Source organism: Streptomyces sp. NPDC048566 (assembly GCF_043199735.1).
Classification (GTDB): Bacteria; Actinomycetota; Actinomycetes; order Streptomycetales; family Streptomycetaceae; genus Streptomyces.
The window spans coordinates 667,859-689,399 of the sequence record NZ_JBICWL010000002.1; the positions used below are offsets into that span (position 1 = coordinate 667,859).

14 protein-coding genes and 1 rRNA gene are annotated in these 21,541 nt (G+C 73.0%); 9 read left to right on the top strand and 6 right to left on the bottom strand.

What is annotated here, in order from left to right; all coding sequences use genetic code 11:
* Positions 1 to 354: 354 nt before the first annotated feature.
* Positions 355 to 987, bottom strand: coding sequence for a hypothetical protein (locus ACGFS9_RS06835; protein WP_393251238.1), 633 nt, complete (start codon positions 985 to 987; stop codon positions 355 to 357).
* A gap of 424 nt (positions 988 to 1,411) precedes the next feature.
* On the opposite strand from ACGFS9_RS06835, the gene ACGFS9_RS06840 reads away from it, so the two are divergent.
* The 5 genes from ACGFS9_RS06840 to ACGFS9_RS06860 are packed head-to-tail and all read left to right on the top strand — an operon-like array spanning position 1,412 to position 9,460.
* Entirely contained in the window at positions 1,412 to 4,357 is a 2,946-nt protein-coding gene (locus ACGFS9_RS06840) for a nitrate- and nitrite sensing domain-containing protein (RefSeq protein WP_393251239.1), read from the top strand.
* Positions 4,354 to 4,794, top strand: a complete 441-nt coding sequence (locus ACGFS9_RS06845; protein ID WP_393251240.1) for a roadblock/LC7 domain-containing protein — start codon at positions 4,354 to 4,356, stop codon at positions 4,792 to 4,794. The genes ACGFS9_RS06840 and ACGFS9_RS06845 overlap by 4 nt, the downstream gene beginning before the upstream one ends.
* Before the next feature lie 9 nt (positions 4,795 to 4,803).
* Entirely contained in the window at positions 4,804 to 5,211 is a 408-nt protein-coding gene (locus ACGFS9_RS06850; RefSeq protein WP_393251241.1) for a DUF742 domain-containing protein, read from the top strand.
* A 24-nt stretch (positions 5,212 to 5,235) separates the two neighbouring features.
* Positions 5,236 to 8,874, top strand: a complete 3,639-nt coding sequence (locus tag ACGFS9_RS06855; RefSeq protein ID WP_393251242.1) for a hydantoinase B/oxoprolinase family protein — start codon at positions 5,236 to 5,238, stop codon at positions 8,872 to 8,874.
* Complete coding sequence (locus ACGFS9_RS06860; protein WP_393251243.1) at positions 8,855 to 9,460, top strand: ATP/GTP-binding protein; 606 nt, start codon at positions 8,855 to 8,857, stop codon at positions 9,458 to 9,460. The genes ACGFS9_RS06855 and ACGFS9_RS06860 overlap by 20 nt, the downstream gene beginning before the upstream one ends.
* Positions 9,461 to 9,598: 138 nt before the next feature.
* Here the strand turns inward: ACGFS9_RS06860 and glpK are convergent, their stop codons facing one another.
* Both glpK and ACGFS9_RS06870 read right to left on the bottom strand, forming a co-directional pair.
* A complete protein-coding gene (glpK, locus tag ACGFS9_RS06865) occupies positions 9,599 to 11,119 on the bottom strand; it encodes a glycerol kinase GlpK (protein ID WP_393251244.1) in 1,521 nt (506 codons plus the stop codon).
* A 23-nt stretch (positions 11,120 to 11,142) separates the two neighbouring features.
* Complete coding sequence (locus ACGFS9_RS06870) at positions 11,143 to 11,442, bottom strand: hypothetical protein (RefSeq protein WP_393251245.1); 300 nt, start codon at positions 11,440 to 11,442, stop codon at positions 11,143 to 11,145.
* A 773-nt stretch (positions 11,443 to 12,215) separates the two neighbouring features.
* Between ACGFS9_RS06870 and ACGFS9_RS06875 the strand changes: the two genes are divergently transcribed.
* On the top strand, positions 12,216 to 12,752 hold the full coding sequence (locus ACGFS9_RS06875) for an NUDIX domain-containing protein (protein ID WP_393251246.1): 537 nt from the start codon (positions 12,216 to 12,218) through the stop codon (positions 12,750 to 12,752).
* Here ACGFS9_RS06875 and ACGFS9_RS06880 read toward each other — a convergent pair.
* Positions 12,743 to 15,127 (bottom strand): glycoside hydrolase family 31 protein, encoded by a 2,385-nt coding sequence (locus tag ACGFS9_RS06880; protein ID WP_393251247.1) that lies wholly within the window; start codon positions 15,125 to 15,127, stop codon positions 12,743 to 12,745. The genes ACGFS9_RS06875 and ACGFS9_RS06880 overlap by 10 nt on opposite strands.
* 213 nt (positions 15,128 to 15,340) lie before the next feature.
* Between ACGFS9_RS06880 and ACGFS9_RS06885 the strand changes: the two genes are divergently transcribed.
* Complete coding sequence (locus tag ACGFS9_RS06885; protein ID WP_393251248.1) at positions 15,341 to 17,308, top strand: acetoacetate--CoA ligase; 1,968 nt, start codon at positions 15,341 to 15,343, stop codon at positions 17,306 to 17,308.
* Positions 17,309 to 17,616: 308 nt separating this feature from the next.
* On the top strand, positions 17,617 to 18,510 hold the full coding sequence (locus ACGFS9_RS06890; protein WP_393251249.1) for a hypothetical protein: 894 nt from the start codon (positions 17,617 to 17,619) through the stop codon (positions 18,508 to 18,510).
* 81 nt (positions 18,511 to 18,591) lie between these two features.
* Here ACGFS9_RS06890 and ptsP read toward each other — a convergent pair whose 3' ends face one another.
* Both ptsP and ACGFS9_RS06900 read right to left on the bottom strand, forming a co-directional pair.
* Positions 18,592 to 20,262, bottom strand: a complete 1,671-nt coding sequence (ptsP, locus tag ACGFS9_RS06895; protein WP_393251250.1) for a phosphoenolpyruvate--protein phosphotransferase — start codon at positions 20,260 to 20,262, stop codon at positions 18,592 to 18,594.
* 77 nt (positions 20,263 to 20,339) lie between these two features.
* Positions 20,340 to 20,789, bottom strand: coding sequence for a PTS glucose transporter subunit IIA (locus ACGFS9_RS06900; RefSeq protein ID WP_393251251.1), 450 nt, complete (start codon positions 20,787 to 20,789; stop codon positions 20,340 to 20,342).
* 669 nt (positions 20,790 to 21,458) lie between these two features.
* On the opposite strand from ACGFS9_RS06900, the gene ACGFS9_RS06905 reads away from it, so the two are divergent.
* Positions 21,459 to 21,541, top strand: a 16S ribosomal RNA gene (locus ACGFS9_RS06905); the annotation flags it as partial.

Consider the following 21,541-nt stretch of genomic DNA (forward strand, 5'->3'; position numbering starts at 1 on the left):
GGCCCTACGGCCGCGTCGACGGTGAAATCACCGACGCGGCGCGCCGGAGGCGGCCGTTCCGTGCCACACCAGGGGCGGGCCGCCTCCCGAGCGCCGTACCGGTCCACACCCTCCCGCGTCGTCCGCGCACCGCGGGCCGACCGGCGACCCGCAGCGGACGGAGAGGCGAGGGCCGGTCAGCCGTGTCCACCTCAGGGCTGTCCCGGAATCGCCGGCGGGCGCAGGACGACGGCCACGGCACCTCGCCGCGTTGTCGGACCGCCCGCATGCACCCGGTATGAGGACGACCCTCCGCCGTGCGGCACACCGCATTCGACGCCGCGCGCTGGTCCACCGGGGATCAGGGGACGGTCCTCAGGGGTGGGCGGGCTGCCCGGCCGCGCTCCGTCCGCGTATCCGGCCCCTGCTCCGCGCTGCGACCCGGGCGTGACGCCTGGCCTTGCGGCGCTCGCGCCGGAGCGCCCGCGCCGTGCTGCTCGGCTCCGACACGACACCGTGCCGCTGGTTCCACACCTGCCGGGTCACCCAGACGTCCAGCGCGGCCCACGTCGCCACGACCGTGCAGGCCACACTGCTCAAGACCATCGGGAAGGCGAGCCAGGACCCCGTCACGGTGCAGAGGAAGGCCACGACCGCCTGGATCAGCGTCACCGAGATGACGAGCACCGCCCGCACCGCCGACGTGCGCACCGGATCCGGCAGTCGGCGCCTGCGCGCGGGCTCCTCGATCCACAGCGGCCGGTAGTGGACGCGCTCCTCCTCCATCTCGTATCCCTCAGGGGAGCCGTCCCCCGCCCGCACCGGTTCGCTTCGCACAGACGAGCGGGCGCCTGCGCCCGTCCGCTCCTCGGCCGCCCGCGGCGACCGACCCTCCGGGCGGCGCCCGGCCGCCGCTCCGCTCCTGTGCGGTCCCTGCGGGGCGACGCGCGCCGCCTCCTGCGTCGTGTCTCCCGCACCGGGTGCTCCGGTGCGATCCGCCGTGCCCATCAACTCGTCCACTCCCCACCGCCCGGCAGCCGTCTCCGCAGGTGTCTCGCGACACCCGCTCCCCATTGGCTGCCCTGCTTGCGCTCGTCTACGCCGCCCGAGTGCGCCGTGCGGCGCCCGCGGCCGATTCCGGCCGCAACTCCCGCACGTAAGACGAACGATCCGCGGCCAGGATTCCCGGACGACGGGCAATTCCGGGCCGGCCGGCCACTTTTTTCCTCCTTCGGCGGAATCCCGACGCACACGCCCGATTCCGGCAGGCAATCCAGCCGATGAACGGACAACTCCCCTTCCGCTGCTGCCTGTCGGGGGCCGAGCAGGTGCGGACGGGCCTTCGAGTTACCTGTGTGTCGGTAGTAGGCTCACGCCGTTTGTTGACGCACAGGTGTGCCCCCGAACCCGAGGGGCCGAGCTGGGGGAGGCCATGCGCTTTCGCGGGAAGTCCATCCGCAGGAAGATCGTGGCGCTGCTCCTCGTGCCCCTGGTGTCCCTGACCGCGATCTGGGCGTTCGCCACCGTCCTCACCGGACGCGAGGCCGAGCAGTTGTTCAGCGTCTCCGACGTGGTGAAGAAGGTCGGTTACCCGGTCGAGGACACCGTGCGGGTGCTTCAGCAGGAACGCCGGCAGACCCTGGTCTATCTCGCCGACCCCCGCGCCTCCGACGGGCTCGGCGACCTCAGGCGGACACGCGCCGAGACCGACCGGATCGTGACGAGGGTCCGCGCCAACTCCCGCGACGAGAACGTGCGCGGGAAGATGACCGCGGGTACCTCCGAGCGCCTCGCCGCCGTCCTCGACGCTGTCGACGGGATCGACGCACTGCGTCGCAGCGTCGAGGAGGGCACCGTCGACCGGTCCCAGGCCCTCGATCTGTACAACCGGCTGATCGACCCCTGCTACGTCCTCATGGCCAACCTCCACGTCGTGGACGACGCGGAGGTCGACAAGGAGGGCCGGGCCCTGGTCAACGTGGCCCGCGCGCGCGAACTCCTCTCGCGGGAGGACGCCCTGCTCGGCTCCGCACTGGTCGCCGGCCGCACCACCCGCGACGAACTGCGGGACATCTCCGATCTCATCGCCCAGCGCACGCTGCTCTACGACATCAGCCTCCCGCTGCTGCCGTCCGCGGAGCGCGAACGCTACGAGCGCTACTGGAGCAACGCCGACGCCGCCCCGCTGCGGGTGGCCGAGGAGGCGGTCGTCACCTCCGCTCCCGGCACACCGCGCGGTGTCACCGCCCAGAGCTGGGACAGCGCCGCCGGCCACGTGCTCGACGACCTGGGAACGCTCGACGACCGGGCCGGCGACCGCTATCAGGACCGCGTCAGGCCCGTCGCCATGGGCGTCATCGTCAAGGCGGTCGTCGCCGGCGTCATCGGTCTCATCGCCGTGCTCGTCTCCCTCGTCCTGTCGGTGCGTGTCGGCCGCAGTCTCATCCGCGACCTCCGCCGGCTGCGCCTGGAGGCCCATGAGGCGTCCGGCGTCCGGCTGCCCAGCGTCATGCGCCGCCTGTCGGCCGGCGAACAGGTCGACGTCGAGACCGAGGTGCCGCGCCTGGAGTACGACCGCAACGAGATCGGCGAGGTCGGCCAGGCCCTCAACACCCTGCAGCGCGCCGCCGTCGAGGCGGCGGTCAAGCAGTCCGAACTGCGCGAGGGCGTCTCCGAGGTCTTCGTGAACCTCGCCCGCCGCAGCCAGGTGCTCCTGCACAAGCAGCTCACCCTGCTCGACACCATGGAACGCAGGACCGAGGACACCGACGAACTCGCCGACCTGTTCCGCCTGGACCACCTGACCACCCGGATGCGGCGGCACGCCGAGGGTCTGGTCATCCTGTCCGGCGCGGCGCCGTCGCGGCAGTGGCGCAAGCCGGTGCAGCTCATGGACATCGTGCGGGCCGCCGTCTCCGAGGTGGAGGACTACGAGCGCATCGAGGTGCGCCGGCTGCCGCGGGTCGCCGTCACCGGACCCGCCGTCGCCGACCTCACCCACCTCGTCGCGGAACTGCTGGAGAACGCGACGGTGTTCTCGCCGCCCCACACGGCCGTCCAGGTGGTCGGTGAACGCGTCGCCAACGGCTTCACCCTGGAGATCCACGACCGCGGGCTCGGCATGGCCGCCGAAGCACTGCTCGACGCGAATCTGCGACTCGCCGAGACACCCGAGTTCGAGCTCTCCGACACCGACCGGCTCGGCCTGTTCGTGGTGAGCCGGCTCGCCCAGCGGCAGAACGTCCGCGTTTCGCTGCAGCCCTCCCCGTACGGCGGGACCACCGCCGTCGTCCTCATCCCGGACACCCTGCTCTCCGACGACGTGCCGGACACCAACGGCATCGGCTTCCGGCTGGACCGCGTCCTGCCCGCCCGGGAGAGCGACGCGACCGAGGGCGGGCCGGCCTCGCTCACCCGGACGCCGGCCCGGCTGCCCGGGCTGCCCGCGTCCGTCCTGGACGGTCCCGTGGAACTCGAGGCCCCTCTGGAGCTGGACGCGATCGCAGGGTTCCCCGGCGCGCTCGGCGACGACGACAGCGAACAGGGCGGCCTGTTCCGCGCCCGCGGCACCGTCGGCGCGGTGCCCCCCGAGCACCACCGGCAGGCCCCGGACGGCAGCGACGAACCCGCCCGCTCCGAGGGCGACGCCGGCGGTCCGGTGCCGCTCCCGCGGCGCCGGACGCCCAAGCTCGTCAGCTCCCACGGCCGTCCCGTCGCCCCGGCCCGATCGCGGCGCGGCGCGGCGGCGGACGGCAGGGCCGAGGAGAGCGGACCGCCCGCGCGCCTGGAGCCGGTGCGCGGCCGGGGCGCACCTTCCGGTGACGGCGGCGCGGAGGGGGCGGAGGGGCCCCGGCGCCGGCCCGCCGAGACAGGCGCGGGCAGGCCGCTGCCGCGTCGACGCGGCGAACCGGCCACCGGCACGCCCCGGCGGGCCGACGACCACCCGGACGCCGCCGGTCCGCGCGCGGCCACCGGCTCCCGCGACCTCCTCGGACCGGAGGGCGCGGTGTCCCTCGGCGACGCCCCCGCCCTGCCCCGGCGCCGGCGGGGCGCGCCGGCGCCCGCCGGCGCCGACGACACACTCCCGCCCGCCGAGGCGCGGACGGGAGAGCCGGCCGCGCCGTCGGCTCCGTTGCCCAAGCGGGTCCGGCAGGCCAGCCTGGCACCGCAGCTCAAGGACGGACCGGCACGACGAACCGAACGCGGCACCGACCAGGGCGACACGGGCACCGGCCCCGCCGATCGGGACGCCGACGAGGTACGCAGCCGGATGGCCTCTCTCCAGCGCGGCTGGCAGCGAGGCCGCGAGGAGAACGCCGAGGGCGACCAGGCCCAGGACTGCTCAGCACGACGAACGACAAAGGGGGACGGTCGATGACCGCACCGAAGGCCGCAGAACACACCGCCACCGCAACCCGGTCCGCGGATCTCAACTGGCTGCTCGACGAACTCGTGGACCGCGTCGCCAGCATCCGCAAGGCGATCGTCCTCTCCGGCGACGGCCTTCCCACCGGCGTGTCCAAGGACCTCACCCGGGAGGACAGCGAACATCTGGCGGCCGTCGCCTCCGGGTTCCACAGCCTCGCCAAGGGCGTGGGCCGGCATTTCGAGGCGGGCAGCGTCCGGCAGACCGTCGTCGAGCTCGACGAGGCGTTCCTCTTCGTCACCGCCGCGGGAGACGGCAGCTGTCTCGCCGTCCTCGCCGACGCCGACTCCGACGTGGGCCAGGTCGCGTACGAGATGACGCTCCTCGTGAAGCGGGTCGGCGCGCATCTGGCCGCCGCCCCGCGCACCGATCCGCCCGCCGGTGGGTAGTGGGATGACATGAGCGCAGACGGTCAGGGAAACGGCCAGGACCCACGCCACTGGTTCGACGACGAAGCCGGACCGGTGGTCCGCCCCTACGCGATGACCCGCGGGCGCACCACCAGCGCGGCCCAGCACCGCCTCGACCTGATCGCGGTGGTGGTCGCCGAGCGGCACGCCGACGATCCCGAGGCGGACCACTCGCTGTCCCCCGAGCACGTGGACATCGTCGGACTGTGCCGCGACGCGCCGCAGTCCGTGGCCGAACTCGCCGCGGAACTCGATCTGCCGATCGGCGTGGTGAGGGTGCTCGTCGGCGATCTCGTCGCCGACGACATGGTGCGCGTGACACGGCCCGTACCCCCTGCCGAGCTGCCGGACGAGAGTATTCTGCGCGACGTGATCAGCGGCCTCCGGGCGCTCTGAGCCGGGCGGAAGCGGGGAACGGACGTGACAGGCTGGCAGTTCTGGGTCGACCGGGGCGGAACCTTCACCGACATCGTCGCCCGCCGCCCGGACGGCCGTCTGCTCACGCACAAACTCCTGTCCGACAACCCGTCGCACTACGCCGACGCCGCCGTGGCGGGGGTTCACGAACTCCTCGGCGACGCCGAGGACCTCGGCGCTCTCGTCGACTCCGTCCGGATGGGCACCACCGTCGCCACCAACGCGCTGCTCGAACGCAAGGGCGAGCGCACGCTGCTCGTCACGACCCGCGGATTCGGCGACGCCCTGCGCATCGCCTACCAGAGCCGTCCCCGCATCTTCGCGCGCGCCATCGACCTTCCCGAACCGCTCCACGAACGGGTCGTCGAGGTCGACGAACGGATCGCCGCCGACGGGACCGTCCTGCGCGCCCCCGACCTGGACGCGCTCGAAGGCCCCCTCCGGCAGGCCTGGGCCGACGGGTTCCGTGCCGTCGCCGTCGTGTGCATGCACAGCCACCTCCATCCCGCCCACGAAGCGGCCGTCGGCGCGCTCGCGGCCCGGATCGGCTTCCCGCAGATCTCGCTCTCCAGCGAGGTCAGCCCGCTGATGAAACTCGTGCCGCGCGGCGACACGGCCGTGGTCGACGCCTACCTCTCGCCCGTGCTGCGGCGCTACGTCCGACACGTCGCGGACGAACTTCGGGACGTGCGGCTGATGTTCATGCAGTCCAACGGCGGACTCGCCGAAGCCGGCCAGTTCCGCGGCAAGGACGCCGTCCTGTCCGGGCCGGCCGGCGGCATCGTCGGCATGGCGCGGATGTCGCAGCTCGCCGGCTTCGACCGCGTCATCGGATTCGACATGGGCGGCACCTCCACGGACGTCTCTCACTTCGCCGGGGCCTACGAACGCGTCTTCACCACCCGGATCGCCGGGGTCCGGCTGCGCGCTCCGATGCTCGACATCCACACCGTGGCCGCCGGCGGGGGCTCCCTGCTCCACTTCGACGGCTCCCGCTACCGCGTGGGCCCGGACTCCGCCGGCGCCGACCCGGGCCCCGCCTGCTACCGCAACGGCGGCCCGCTGACCGTGACCGACGCCAACCTCGCCCTCGGACGCATCCAGCCCGGCCACTTCCCGGCGGTGTTCGGGCCCCGCGGAGACCAGCCCCTGGACCAGGCCGTCGTCCGCGACCGGTTCGCCGGCCTCGCCCGGGACATCCGCGAGGCGACCGGCGACGACCGCACCCCGGAACAGGTGGCCGAGGGCTTCCTCCGGATCGCCGTCGCCAACATCGCCAACGCCGTGAAGCGGATCTCCGTGCAGAAGGGCCACGACGTCACCCGCTACGCGCTGACCACCTTCGGGGGCGCCGGCGGCCAGCACGCGTGCAGGGTGGCCGACTCCCTGGGCATCCGCACCGTCCTCGTCCCTCCGCTGGCCGGCCTTCTCTCCGCCCTCGGCATCGGACTCGCCGACACCACCGCCATGCGGGAACAGTCCGTCGAGACACCCCTGGACGCCTCCTCGATGCCCGCCGTCCACCGGACGGCCGACGACCTGGAGAGCGCAGCCCGCGCCGAACTCCTCGCCGAGGACGTCCCCGAGGACCGCATCCGGATCACCCGCCGCGCCCAGCTGCGCTACGACGGGACCGACACCGCCCTCACCGTCGAACTCACCGACGCCGACGCGATGGCCGACGCCTTCGAGCAACTCCACCGCGCCACCTACTCCTTCGTCCTCGACCGCCCGGTCGTCGTCGAAGCCCTCTCCGTGGAAGCCACCGGTCTCACCGAACCCCCCGATCTCTCCGCCCTCGCCGCCGGCGAACCCGCACCCCCGGCCGCAGCCCCCGGCCCCGTCACCGTCGGCCTCCACACGGGAGGCGCCTGGCGCGAGGTGCCCCTGCACCGGCGCGACCGGCTCCCGCCCGGCCAGCGCGTGACCGGACCGGCGATCATCACCGAGGCAGGCTCGACAACCGTCGTCGACGACGGCTGGAGCGCCGCGACCACCGACCACGGACATCTGATCCTGGAACGGGCGGCGGTCACGGAGAGTTCCGACGCGGGCACGGAAGCGGACCCCGTACTGCTCGAAGTGTTCAACAACCTGTTCATGTCCATCGCGGAACAGATGGGCGCCCGCCTGGAGTCCACCGCCCAGTCCGTCAACATCAAGGAACGCCTGGACTTCTCCTGCGCCCTCTTCGACGCGGACGGCCGGCTCGTCGCCAACGCCCCCCACATCCCGGTCCACCTGGGATCGATGGGCACCAGCGTTCAGGAGGTCCTCCGCCGGCGCGGCGCCGGCATGCGGCCGGGCGACACGTACGCCGTGAACGACCCGTACCACGGCGGCACCCATCTCCCCGACGTCACCGTCATCACCCCGGTGTTCGACGCCGGCGGTGAGCACGTCCTGTTCCTCGTCGCCTCGCGCGGTCACCACGCCGAGATCGGCGGTATCGCCCCCGGATCGATGCCGGCGGCCAGCCGCGCCATCGACGAGGAGGGCGTGCTGTTCGACAACTGGCTCCTCGCCGAGGACGGTCGTTTCCGCGAGGCGGAGACACGGGACCTGCTCACCGCCCCGCCGTACCCCTCGCGCAACCCGGAGACGAACCTCGCCGACCTGCGCGCCCAGATCGCCGCCAACCGCAAGGGCGTCGACGAGGTCGGCCGGATGATCGAGGACTTCGGACTCGACGTCGTCCAGGCGTACATGAAACACGTCCAGGACAACGCCGAGGAGGCCGTGCGACGCGTCGTCGACACCCTGCGGGACGGCGCGTTCGCCTACGAGACGGACTCCGGGGCGGTCATCCGCGTCCGGGTTGCCGTGGATCGCGCGGACCGCTCCGCCACCATCGACTTCACCGGCACGTCGGCACAACTGGACACGAACTTCAACGCCCCGTTCGCCGTGGTCAACGCCGCCGTCCTGTACGTGTTCCGCACGCTCGTGGACGACGACATCCCGCTCAACGACGGATGCCTGCGCCCGCTGCGCATCGTGGTGCCGCCCCGGTCGATGCTCTCCCCCCGGCCCCCGGCCGCGGTCGTGGCGGGCAACGTGGAGACCTCCCAGGCCATCACCGGCGCGCTGTACGCGGCCCTCGGCGTGCAGGCCGAGGGGTCGGGCACGATGAACAACGTCACCTTCGGCAACGAACGTCACCAGTACTACGAGACCGTGGCCTCCGGCTCCGGCGCCGGCGACGGCTTTCCCGGCGCCTCCGTCGTCCAGACCCACATGACCAACTCACGGCTCACCGACCCCGAGGTCCTGGAGTGGCGGCTGCCCGTCCTGCTCGACGCGTTCGAGATCCGGCACGGGAGCGGCGGGGCGGGGCGGTGGCCGGGCGGCGACGGCGCGGTCCGCCGCATCCGCTTCCGGGAGCGGATGACGGTCTCGACGCTCTCCCAGCACCGCAGGGTCCCGCCCTACGGCATGGCCGGCGGTGAGCCGGGCGCACGCGGCGCCAACCGCGTCGAACACGCCGACGGAACCGTCACCGACCTGGGCGGAAGCGGTTCGGCGGACGTCGGCCCGGACGACGTCCTCGTCGTAGAGACCCCCGGCGGCGGAGGCTACGGAACTCCGCCGCGCGACCACCACCGAGCAGGAGAAGAGAAGGATGATCTTCGGGCGTACTGAGCGCGGCAAGCCCCCGGTCGAGCCCGTCACGCTCAAGATCCTCGTGGCCGGCGGCTTCGGCGTCGGCAAGACGACCCTCGTCGGCGCGGTCAGCGAGATCAGGCCGCTGCGCACGGAGGAGGTCCTCACCGAGGCGGGCCGGCCGGTCGACGACACCAGCGGGGTGGAGGGCAAGCAAACCACCACCGTCGCGATGGACTTCGGCCGCATCACGCTGCGCGAGGACCTCGTCCTCTACCTGTTCGGCACGCCCGGGCAGGACCGCTTCTGGTTCCTGTGGGACGAGCTGGCCACCGGCGCGCTCGGAGCCGTCGTCCTGGCCGACACACGCCGCCTGGAGGACTGCTTCGCCGCCGTCGACTACTTCGAGCGGCGCTCCATACCCTTCGTGGTGGGGGTCAACTGCTTCGACGGCGCGGCCCGTTACCCGGCCGACGCCGTCCGGCAGGCCCTCGAACTCGACCCGGGCGTCCCCGTGGTGCTCTGCGACGCGCGGGACCGCGAGACGGTCAAGGAAGTGCTCATCCGCGTCGTCCAGCACGCGATGGCCCGCACGGCCGGCCACCGCGAGCCCGTCACCACCTGACGGAGCCACGGCGGCCGGCGCGGCCCGTACCCCCGCCGACAGGGGTACGGGCCGCCGTCGTGCCCGCGCGCGGAGCCCCCCGCGGGGGATTACGCACGCGTGGAGCCCTGTTCCGCACCGGTGTCCCGGCGGCCGCTCCTAGCCGATCGCGTCGTCGTGCCAGCCGAAGCTCTTCTCCACCGCCCTGCGCCAGTTCCGGTACTCACGCTCGCGCACCGAGGACTCCATGGACGGTGTCCACTCGACGTCCTTGCGCCAGTGCGACCTCAGTTCGTCGAGGTCCCCCCACACGCCGGTGGCCAGCCCGGCCGCGTACGCGGCTCCCAGGCAGGTCGTCTCGGACACCTTCGGGCGGATCACGGGTACCCCGAGGACGTCCGCCTGGTGCTGCATCAGCAGCCGGTTCGCGGTCATGCCGCCGTCCACCTTCAGCGCCGTGATCGGCACTCCGGAGTCCTGGTACATCGCGTCCACGACCTCGCGGGTCTGCCAGCCGGTCGCCTCCAGCACCGCCCGCGCCAGATGGGCCTTCGTGACGTAGCGCGTCAGGCCGGTGACCACGCCGCGCGCGTCCGAGCGCCAATAGGGGGCGAACAGACCCGAGAAGGCGGGCACGATGTAGGCGCCGCCGTTGTCCTCCACGCTCGCCGCCAGGGTTTCGATCTCGTCGGCGTGCCGGATGATGCCGAGCTGGTCGCGGAACCACTGGACCAGCGCCCCCGTGATGGCGATCGACCCCTCCAGGCAGTAGACGGGCGCCTCCGAGCCGATCTTGTACCCCATGGTCGTCAGCAGGCCGTTCTTCGAGGGGACGGGCCGGCCGCCGGTGTTGAGCAGCAGGAAGCTGCCCGTGCCGTAGGTGTTCTTGGCCGTCCCCACGTCGTAGCAGGCCTGGCCGAAGACGGCGGCCTGCTGGTCGCCGAGCGCCGAGGCCACCGGTACGCCGGCGAGCCGGCCGACGGCGCTGCCGTACACCTCCGCGGAGGACCTGATCTCCGGGAGCATCGCCTCGGGGATGTTCATCGCGGAGAGGATCGAGGCGTCCCACTGGAGCGTCTCCAGGTTCATCAGCATGGTGCGGCCCGCGTTCGTCACGTCGGTGACGTGCCGTCCGCCCTCCGTGCCCCCGGTCAGGTTCCAGATCAGCCACGAGTCGATCGTGCCGAAGGCGATCTCGCCGCGCTCGGCACGGCCGCGCAGTCCGGGCACGTTCTCCAGCAGCCAGGCCGCCTTGGGCCCGGAGAAGTAGCTGGCCAGCGGCAGTCCGGTCGCTCCGCGGAACCGGTCCTGGCCGTCGCCGCCGCCCAGTTGCGTGCACAGCGCGGAGGTTCGGGTGTCCTGCCAGACGATCGCGTTGTGGACGGGCTTTCCGGTGGCGCGGTCCCACAGGACGGTCGTCTCCCGCTGGTTGGTGATGCCGAGCGCGCTCAATTGGTCCGGGCGGAGCCCTGCCTTGGCGACCGCTCCGGCGACCACCGCCTGCACCTTGGACCAGATCTCGGTGGCGTCGTGCTCCACCCAGCCCGGTTTCGGCAAGATCTGGCGGTGTTCCCGCTGGTCGACGGCGACGATCGCGCCGCCCCGGTCGAAGATGATGCAGCGACTGGAGGTGGTGCCCTGGTCGATTGCGGCGACGTACTTCTCGGCGTTGTCCGTCATGGCGTCCCCTTACGTGTGCGTCGTCAGGAGCTGCGTGCGCGTCGGAAGGCTGCGGTGTGGATCGCGGCGCCGATGGCGGCACCGGCGATCGGGCCCACGACCGGAGTCCGGGAGCGGTTCCCTCCCGAGGTGCCCTCGCCGGGCAGGGGCGGCGGAGCCGGGGTCGGGCGCGGCCCCAGGTCGGACACCGGGTCGATGGCGTATCCGGTGGGGCCGCCGGGAAGGAGGCCGATGGTCACCGCCGGGTTGATCCGTCTGCCGGACACGGGTGCCGTGGTGTACGCCCCGGCCGACACACCGAAGGCCCGTCCGAACGCGGTCACGCGCCGGCCCGCTCCTTGGGCGCCCGGGACGTTCCGAGCGGGACGGCGGAGCGGACTCCGGCGCCGGACGGGGACGGGACGGCGGTACCGACCCGCCCGCCGGCGAGCATGTCCCCCCTTGCGCATGGCGGCTCCTAGGCCCTGCCCGGGGCGAACGGCTCCGGGCCACCGATCAGGGTGCGTTCCATGGCTGCGTCAGCCGAAGGCAGGGAGGTCCCGCGCTCCGCCCGGCGTCCGTGACGAGCGTGCCGTCATGGCGGAATCGCCGGTGGAGGTCGGCCCCGGGTACGGGGCGCGGACCGAGCGGCGCGGCGTCCGAACCCGCTCGGATGCGGCCATGCCGACGGACATCCGGAAGTGTTCACCGGCTCCCCGAAGGCGTCAAGGCCGCGGACCGCCGCGGTTCGAGGGGCGTTTGGGCCCCCGCGGTCGCGCCGGTCCCCTCACGGGCGGGCGGCCCGCGTCCGAACCCGGCAGCCGGGCCCGCACATCCCCTCGCCCCGCTCCCGGCCCGGACGGAGCACCTGCGAGATCCGCGCCCCGCACGACGCGTACGCCCCGCGCGGCGCGGTCGGCGCGGGCGTCGCCGGACCGCCGGTCGTGGCACCGTCCGTGACGACGCCGACCGCCTCCCCGCACCTCCCGGGCGGGGCGGACGCCGCCGGCGGGAACCGCCCGCCCGCCGCGCGGGACTCCTGGCCCGGCGGCACGGTGTGGCCGCCGGCCGGCCCGGAGCGAGGACGCGGCGGTGTCGATCCGCTACAGTCCGCGTCGTGTCCGCGACCCCGCACCCGCCCGCCGACCTCCCGTCCGGCTCGCACTGTTCGAGCTGCGGTGCCCCCTACGGAGAGGGCGTCTCCGGATGGCCCCGCACCTGCGCCGCCTGCGGCACGGTCGCCTACCGCAACCCGTTGCCGGTCGCCGTGGCCCTGCAGCCCGCGTACGACGACCGGGGCGCCGCACTGGTCGTCATCACCCGGACCATCCCGCCCGCGCGCGGAGGCGTCGCCCTGCCGGGAGGCTTCATCGACCACGGGGAGGACTGGCGGCACGCCATGGTGCGCGAACTCGGGGAGGAGACGGGCATCGAAGCGGCGGCCCGGGACGTCCGGCTCGCCGACGCCATGAGCTCCCCGGCCGGCCATCTGCTGCTCTTCGGCCTCCTCCCGGAACGCCCGGCGGCCGACCTGCCGCCCTCCGCCGTGACCGACGAGACGGACGGCTGGCACCTCCTGCGCCGACCGGCCGAACTGGCCTTCCCGCTGCACACCCTGGCCGCCCGGGCATGGTTCGAGGGACGCTACGTCTGACCTGCCCCTGAGCCTGCGCCGAGTCCCCTGACGCGCACGGGACACGAGAGCCCGCTCCCACCGCCCGCGCCGTCGGCACGGCGCACCACCACTTCGCGCCCCTCCCAGCGGGTGACGAAACGCTGAATCGCCGGTTCCTCCCACCCGTCACCCACGTCCGGCACGAACAGCCCGCTCCCGCTCCGCCCGCGCGCGGGAGCCCACGCCTCCCATTCCGTCCCGCCGTCCGCGCCGCGCACCGGAACCACGCCACCGGCCCGCGCCAACACCGGAATCCGCGACAGCGGGGCGTCCACGAGCACGTGCGCCGGCCCTTCGTACGCCTCCTCGGTCGCCGTGTCGTACCAGCGCCCCCTCGGCAGCCGCACCGCCCGCCGGTCGGCCCCGTGGTCCAGCACCGGAGCCACCAGCAGGCAGTCACCGAGCAGGAACGCGTCCTCGCAGTCGCGCAGCGCCCGGTCCTCCGGCGCGTCCCACCACAGCGGACGGACGTACGGCGCGCCCGTGCGGCGCGCCAGATGCGCCAAGGTCACGAAGTACGGAAGCAAGCGGCGCCGTTCGGCCAGCGCCCCGCGCGCGTGCTCCAGCACCTCCTCCCCGAACTGCCAGGGCTCCCCGCGCCCCGCGCCCGGACTCGCACGCGTACGGAACAGCGGCAGGTGCGCGCCGAGCTGCAACCACCGCAGGAAGAGTTCCGGCGACGCCTCCCCCTCGCCGCCCACGTCGACTCCCGCGTACGGCACCCCGCACAACCCCATGCCCAGGACCAGGGACAGCGACGCCCTCAGCCCCGGCCAGCCGGTCGCCGTACCCCCGGACCAGGTCCCTCCGTAGCGCTGCATGCCCGCCCAGCCCGAGCGGGAGAAAAGGAAGGGCCGCTCCCGGGGGACGTGCTCGCGGACACCCTCCCAGCCGGCCCGGGCCATGCCCAGCGCGTACACGTTGTGCGCCTCGCGGTGGTCGCCGCCGCGCCCCTCCAGCCAGTGCCGCGCGGATCTCGGCAGCGTCGGTTCCCCGAAGGCGGCGAACGTCGTGGGCTCGTTCATGTCGTGCCAGAACCCGGCGAACCCCTGCTGGAGCCTCTCCTCGTACAGCCCGCCCCACCACGCACGCGTACGCGCGCACGTGAAGTCCGGGAAGACGGCCTCACCCGGCCGGGCGACCCCCCGCACGAGCCGTCCCGCGGCGTCCCGGACGAACGCGTCCTTCGCGGCACCGCCGTCGAACACCGGGTCGCCCGGCTCCGCCTTGACCGCCGCCTCGACGACCGACACGAGCCTGATCCCGTCCCGGCGCAGGTCCTCCGCCAGTTGGGGCAGCTTCGGGAAACGCTCCCGGTCCACCGTGAAACCGCGATGCCCCTCGAAGTGGTCGCCGTCCAGGTGCACGGCGTCCAGCGCAAGCCCCCGCTCCTGGTGCCCCGCGACGATCCGGCGCACCTCCCGCTCACCGACAACGCCCCACCCGGCGTGGTGGTGGCCCAGCGCCCACGACGGCGGCAGCGCGGCGGCACCCGTCAGCGAGGCCCAGGCGCCCAGCACGCGCGCCGGGGTGCCCGCCATCACCCAGCAGCGCAGCGGACCACCGTCCATCCGCAGCTCGGACGTGCCGCCCCGGTCGTGCCCGGAGCCCGCGCCCTCCTCACCCTCGCGCAGGGTCACCCTGCCGTCCCACGTGGTGTCGTGGAACACCAGATGCGTCCCCGCGTCCGCCACGACCAGCTGGACCGGCATCGTGACGGAGGACGGAGCATCCCCCGGCCCGAGGAACCGCCCCGGATCGGAGTTCCACAGCCGGTACGAGCCGTCCCGCAACCGGGGGCCCGCGGTCCGCCCGCCCAGGCCGAAGAACCGCGCGTCGGCCGCCACCTCGGAGCGCTGCATCCACCGGGCCGCCCCGCCCCCGACGGGCTCCCACCACCGCGGCGGCAGGTCGCGCCGGAGGATCACCCCGCCCGGCGTGCGCACCTCGACCGCGCCGTGCCGCGACACGACGACGGTGACGCGCTCGGCGACGACCCGCCACCCGCCGTCCTTGTCCGGCTCCAGCACGGCCCGCGGGTCCGGCTCGGGGGAGCGGCCCGCGAGCGCGTACGACGGCTCGGGTGCCGCCCCGTCCCAGCCCCAGAACACCGCGCCGCTCACCGCGACAGCCACCCGCAGCTCGGAGCGCGTGAAACGGACGACTCCGCCCCCCGGCCCCGGTTCCACGCCGAGCACGGGTCCGGGAACCCGCGCCCGCTCGGCTCCCCGCCGCGGCAGCCCCGCGGCGTCGGCCCGCTCCCTGCGCCACGCGGCCCGCACCGTCCGCAACCCCCGCGCGGCGCCCCGCGAGCCGACCGCCTTCACCGAACGCACCAGGTCACGACCGTCCATGCCGCTCACCCTGCCATCACCGACGCCACCCGAGGGTGCCGTTCAACTGCCGTTCACCCGAGACGACGCCACCCCGTCGTGCCGCCGCCCGAACGGGGCGTGCCCTGGTGCTGAAGTCGATCACATGGCATCGTCCCTGTCAGCCGCGTGACGCGCACACCCCTGCCCGTGCGCGACCGACGCCCACGAAGCGCACAGTCCGGGAGCCGCCCCATGTCCACCGCGAACCCCTCACCGCTCTGGCAGCCCACCGCCGAGGTCGTGGCGCGGGCACAGGTCACGAAGTTCCAGGCCTGGGCCGCCGAAGAGCACGGAGCGCCCGCCGCCGGCGGATACCCGGCCCTGCACCGGTGGTCCGTGGACCACCTGGACACGTTCTGGAAGGCCGTCACGGAGTGGTTCGACGTCCGCTTCCCGACCCCCTTCACCCGCGTGCTCGGCGACCGGTCGATGCCCGGGGCGCAGTGGTTCCCCGGAGCGACCGTGAACTACGCGGAGCACGCCCTGCGCGCCGCCGGGACCCGGGCCGGTGATCCCGCGCTCCTGCACGTCGACGAGACCCACGAGACCGTGGCCGTGACCTGGTCCGAGCTGCGCCGCCAGGTCGGCTCGCTCGCCGCCGAACTGCGCTCCCTGGGCGTGCGTCCCGGAGACCGGGTGAGCGGCTACCTCCCGAACATCCCCCAGGCCGTCGTGGCCCTCCTCGCCACCGCGGCGGTGGGCGGCGTCTGGACCTCCTGCGCCCCCGACTTCGGAGCCCGCAGCGTGCTCGACCGGTTCCAGCAGGTGGAGCCCGTCGTACTGTTCACCGTCGACGGCTACCGCTACGGCGGCAGGGAACACGACCGCCGGGACGTGGTCGCCGAACTCCGCCGTGAGCTGCCCACCCTGCGGGCCGTCGTCCACGTCCCGCTGCTCGGCACCGAGGCTCCCGAGGGCGCACTGGACTGGACGGAGCTGACCTCGGCCGACGTCGAGCCCGTCTTCGAGGAGGTCCCCTTCGACCATCCCCTGTGGGTGCTCTACTCCTCCGGCACGACGGGCCTGCCCAAGGCCATCGTCCAGTCCCAGGGCGGCATCCTCGTCGAACACCTCAAGCAGCTGGGACTGCACTGCGACCTCGGCCCAGGGGACCGCTTCTTCTGGTACACGTCCACCGGCTGGATGATGTGGAACTTCCTCGTCTCCGGCCTGCTCACGGGCACCACGATCGTCCTCTACGACGGCAGCCCCGGCTACCCGGACACGGGCGCCCAGTGGCGGATCGCCGAGCGCACCGGAGCCACACTCTTCGGCACCTCCGCCGCGTACGTCATGGCCTGCCGCAAGGCGGGGGTACACCCCGCCCGCGACGCCGACCTCTCCCGCGTGCGCTGCGTCGCCACCACCGGCTCGCCCCTGCCGCCCGACGGCTTCCGCTGGCTGCACGACGAGGTCCGCGACGACCTCTGGATCGCCTCCGTCAGCGGCGGCACCGACGTCTGCTCGTGCTTCGCCGGAGCCGTTCCGACGCTCCCCGTTCACATCGGCGAACTCCAGGCCCCCTGCCTCGGCACCGACCTGCGGTCCTGGGACGCGGACGGCAAGCCCCTCGTCGACGAGGTCGGCGAACTGGTCGTCACCAACCCGATGCCGTCGATGCCGATCCGCTTCTGGAACGACCCCGACGGCAGCCGCTACCACGACAGCTACTTCGACACCTACCCCGGCGTGTGGCGGCACGGCGACTGGATCACCCTCACCTCACGCGGCTCGGTCGTCATCCACGGCCGCTCCGACTCCACCCTCAACCGCCAGGGCGTGCGCATGGGGTCGGCCGACATCTACGAGGCCGTCGAGCGGCTCCCCGAGATCAAGGAGTCGCTCGTCATCGGGGTGGAGCAACCCGACGGCGGCTACTGGATGCCGCTGTTCGTCCACCTCGCCCCCGGAGCCGTCCTCGACCAGGACCTCCTGGACCGCATCAAGAGGACCATTCGCGAGCAGCTCTCCCCTCGTCACGTCCCCGACGAGGTCATCGAGGTGCCCGGCGTGCCCCACACCCTCACCGGCAAACGCATCGAGGTCCCCGTCAAGCGCCTGCTGCAGGGCGCGGCCCTGGAGAAGGCGGTCAACATCGGTTCCGTCGACGACGTGGAACTGCTCCGCTTCTACGAGAACCTGGCCCGCGAACGCGGCTGACCCGAACGGCGCGCAAGGCCCCGGGTTCCACCGCACACGCGGGCGGAACCCGGGGCCGGACGGCGACGGCCCCCGGCCGGCCGTCGCCGTCCGCTTCCCTCCGGCCCGCGTCCCGCCCCGCCACCCCCGGCCCGCGCGATCCGACCGGCCCGTGCGACGGGCGAGACGGGGGCCCCGAGCTTGTCCCCACCCCGCACCCCACCTGCCTCCCGGGCAGCGTGCCCGCTGCGCGAAGCCCTCGGACCGGGCGATGTCAGTGCCGACGATTACTGTGAGTGACCATTGATCGACTGCGCACTGGGGGAGACATGGCAGACATCAGGCACCACACCCCGCGACGAGTCCTGCGCCGCGAGATCGCGGGCACCATCGGCCTGCTGACCGACGAACAGGACTTCCGGACGATGCGGAGCTACCGCAGCTTCGCCTTCGACGACCACACCACCTATCTCCGGCAGGTCGAATCCCTGCTGCGCAGCCGCGCGGCCCAGGGCAGCCACACCACGGTGGCCCTCTTCGACCCCGTCGAGTACGCCGAGTTCTGCGCGGAGAGCGGACTGGAGCCCGACACCCCGGCCAGCCGCACCCGCTTCACCGCCCACCTCGCCGCCACCGGGACCACCGTCCCCTACGACGGACAACCCCTGGCACAGCTCGTCCCGCACCTGGTCGACGAGGCCGTACGCCAGGCCACCCGGGAGTACGCCACCACACTCCTGGCCCGCATGGGCGCCTGCGCCACCTGCGGCGAGGACATCGGCCGCGCCGCCTTCGTCCGGGCCGCCCACCTGCTCACCCGCGTCGTCGACACGGCCGGCCCCGGCGATCTCCACCTCGTGTGCAGTGTCTCGGCGGCACCCGACACCCTCATCGCCGTCCTCCGCACCGAGAGCCGCCCCGTCGAGGCGATGCCCCTCGACGAGGCCGACGCCCTCGAATTCACCACGGTGCTCGCCCTGGGCATCGCCACCCGGAACCCCGGCGGCCTGGTCATGCGCACCACCGCCCCCGGAACCACCGACCGCGTCTACGGCTGGCGGATCCGCGGCGAGGACCTCGACCCCCTCACCGCCTCCGAGGTGTTCGACGCCTACTGCACCGACGCCGAGTCCGGAGACCTGGTCGCCCCGGAATCGGGCGTGGACTACTGCACGCCGCCCGACCTCGGCGACCGGGGGAGCGGGACGGGGCACGCCCACTGAACGCCGGAGGGGCGTTCCATCCCGCGATGGAACGCCCCTCCGGGCCGGATCGACCGTGTGCGTCGCGGTCCGTCCCGACCGCTACGCGCCGTTCAGCACCGCCCCGGCCGCCTTCCGCGCCTCCTCGGCGGTGTCCGCGGCACGCGCGGCGCCCGCGGCCCGTTCGCACTGGGCGAGCGTGTACTTCGCCAGAGTCGACCGGACATACGGAATGGACGCGGCGCCCATGGACAGGGAGGTGACACCGAGACCGGTCAGCACGCACGCCAGCAGCGGGTCCGACGCGGCCTCGCCGCAGACGCCGCAGCTCTTGCCCTCGGCCTTGGCCGCCTCCGCCGACAGGGCCACGAGGTCGAGCAGCGCCGGCTGCCACGGGTCCTGCAACCGCGAGACCGCGCCCACCTGCCGGTCGGCGGCGAACGTGTACTGGGCGAGGTCGTTCGTGCCCAGCGAGAGGAACTCCACCTCCTGGAGAACCGAGCGGGCCCGCAGCGCAGCGGACGGGATCTCCACCATCGCTCCGACCTTGGCCCGGAGCCCGGCCGCCCGGCACGCGTCCGCGAACGCCTTGGCGTCCGTGCGGTCCGCGACCATCGGCGCCATGACCTCCAGATAGACCGGCAGCCCCTCCGCGGCCTTCGCGAGCGCGGCGAGCTGCGTCCGCAGCACGTCGGGGTGGTCCAGCAGCGTACGGAGACCCCGAACGCCCAGCGCGGGGTTCGGCTCGTCGGCCGGGGTGAGGAACTCCAGCGGCTTGTCCGCACCCGCGTCGAGCACGCGCACCACCACGCGGGCGTCCGGGAACGCCTCCAAAACCTGGCGGTACGCCTCGACCTGCTTCTCCTCCGACGGGGCGTTCCGGCTGTCGTCGAGGAAGAGGAACTCGGTGCGGAACAGCCCCACGCCCTCGGCGCCGGCCTCCACCGCCGCCGCCACGTCCGAGGGGCCTCCGACGTTCGCGAGCAGCGGCACCTTGTGCCCGTCGGAGGTGGCGCCGGGACCGGTCGACGCGGAGAGGGCGGCCCGGCGCTCCGCGGCGGCCGACTCCAGCCGGGCCCGCTTCTCGGCGCTCGGCTCCACGAAGATCTCACCGGTGCTGCCGTCCACGGCCACCACGGTGCCTTCGGCGAGTTCGCCCGCGCCCGGAAGGGCCACGACGGCCGGAACGCCGAGCGCCCGCGCCAGGATCGCGCTGTGACTGGTCGGGCCCCCTTCCTCGGTGACGAAGCCGAGGACGAGGGTCGGGTCGAGCAACGCGGTGTCCGCCGGCGCGAGGTCGCGCGCGATGAGGACGTAAGGCTCGTCGCTGTCCGGGACACCCGGCATCGGCACGCCGAGCAGGCGCGCGACGATACGGTTCCGCACGTCGTCGAGGTCGGCGACGCGGCCCGCCAGGTAGTCGCCGGCGCCCGCGAGCAGGTCCCGGTAGGCGGCGAACGCGTCGTACACCGCGCGCTCCGCCGTGCTGCCGACGCCGACCCGGCGTTCGACATCGGCCATCAGCTCGGGGTCCTGGGCCATCAGGGCCTGGGCCTCCAGGACCGCCTGGGCTTCGCCCCCCGCCAGGTTGCCGCGCGCCATCAGGTCGGCGGCCACAGCCTCCACGGCCTTGCGGGCACGCCCCTGTTCGCGCTCCGCGTCCTCCGCAGGGATCTGCTTGGCCGGCGGTTCGAGGACCGCCGTGCCCATGTGCCGAACCTCGCCGATCGCCACACCGTGGCTCACACCGACGCCTCGCAGCGTTGTCTCCATCTCACCCGTCTCCGATAGAGCGGCAGAACGCACCGCCGCGTTGGTTGTCGAACGTGCCGCCCACGGCAGCGTTGAAGTCACTGCCAGCCGAAGAGTTCGTCGCCGGCCTTCACGTCGCCGTCCTCGCGGACCCCGGAGAGGGAGTCCGCCGTGGCCTCCAGCGCCACGACCGGGCACACGGGGGACTTGCCGGCCGCTTCCACGGCGGCGGGGTCCCACCGGACGACGGCCTGGCCGCGGGTCACGGTGTCGCCCTTGTTGACGAGCAGTTCGAAGCCCTCGCCGTTCAGCTGCACGGTGTCGATGCCCAGATGGGTGAGGACGCCGTGGCCCTCGCCGTCGACGACGACGAACGCGTGCGGATGGAGCGAGACGATCACTCCGTCGACGGGGGCGACTGCCTCCGAGGGCTCACGCACGGGATCGATCGCGGCTCCGGGGCCGACCATGGCTCCGGAGAACACGGGGTCCGGCACGGCGGCGAGTCCGATGGCGCGTCCTGCGAGCGGGGACGTCACGGTGGTCATGGGAAGCCTCCCAGGGGTGGAGATTCAAAGGGGCCGTCGCTGCTGATCCCGGACGGCGCACTGTTTCAGCAGGGTATGTCATATGAAGTGACGGTTCCGCACGAGAGGACCGGGTTGGCGGCCGTAGAGCACGGGGGAAACGATTTGCGCCCGCTCCCGGGCCCCATGTACAGTCGTACCCCTGCTTGAGGCTGAGCGACGTCACCAAGCGTCGTTGCCTGGCAGCACCCAACTTGTCAGATCCTATCTCGGGGTCTCGTCCTGCATGTCTGCGGGACGGTGGTCGGAGAGACGGAAATTCACTGATAGAGTCGGACTCGCCGGAAAGGGAAACGCGGAAGCGGGAACCTGGAAAGCACCGAGGAAATCGGATACGGAAACGGTCTGATAGAGTCGGAAACGCAAGACCGAAGGGAAACTGCCCGGAGGAAAGCCCGAGAGGGTGAGTACAAAGGAAGCGTCCGTTCCTTGAGAACTCAACAGCGTGCCAAAAATCAACGCCAGATATGTTGATACCCCGTCTCCGGCCGTTCGGTCGGGACGAGGTTCCTTTGAAAAAGTCCTGCCGGACCTGGTTCCGGTAGGCGCACAGCGAGGACGCTGTGAACCGAGGGATTATTCCTCCCTCTGGTTCCGCTCTCGTGGTGTCGTCCCGATTACGGGAAAACATTCACGGAGAGTTTGATCCTGGCTCAGGACGAACGCTGGCGGCGTGCTTAACACATGCAAGTCGAACGATGAAGCCCTTCGGG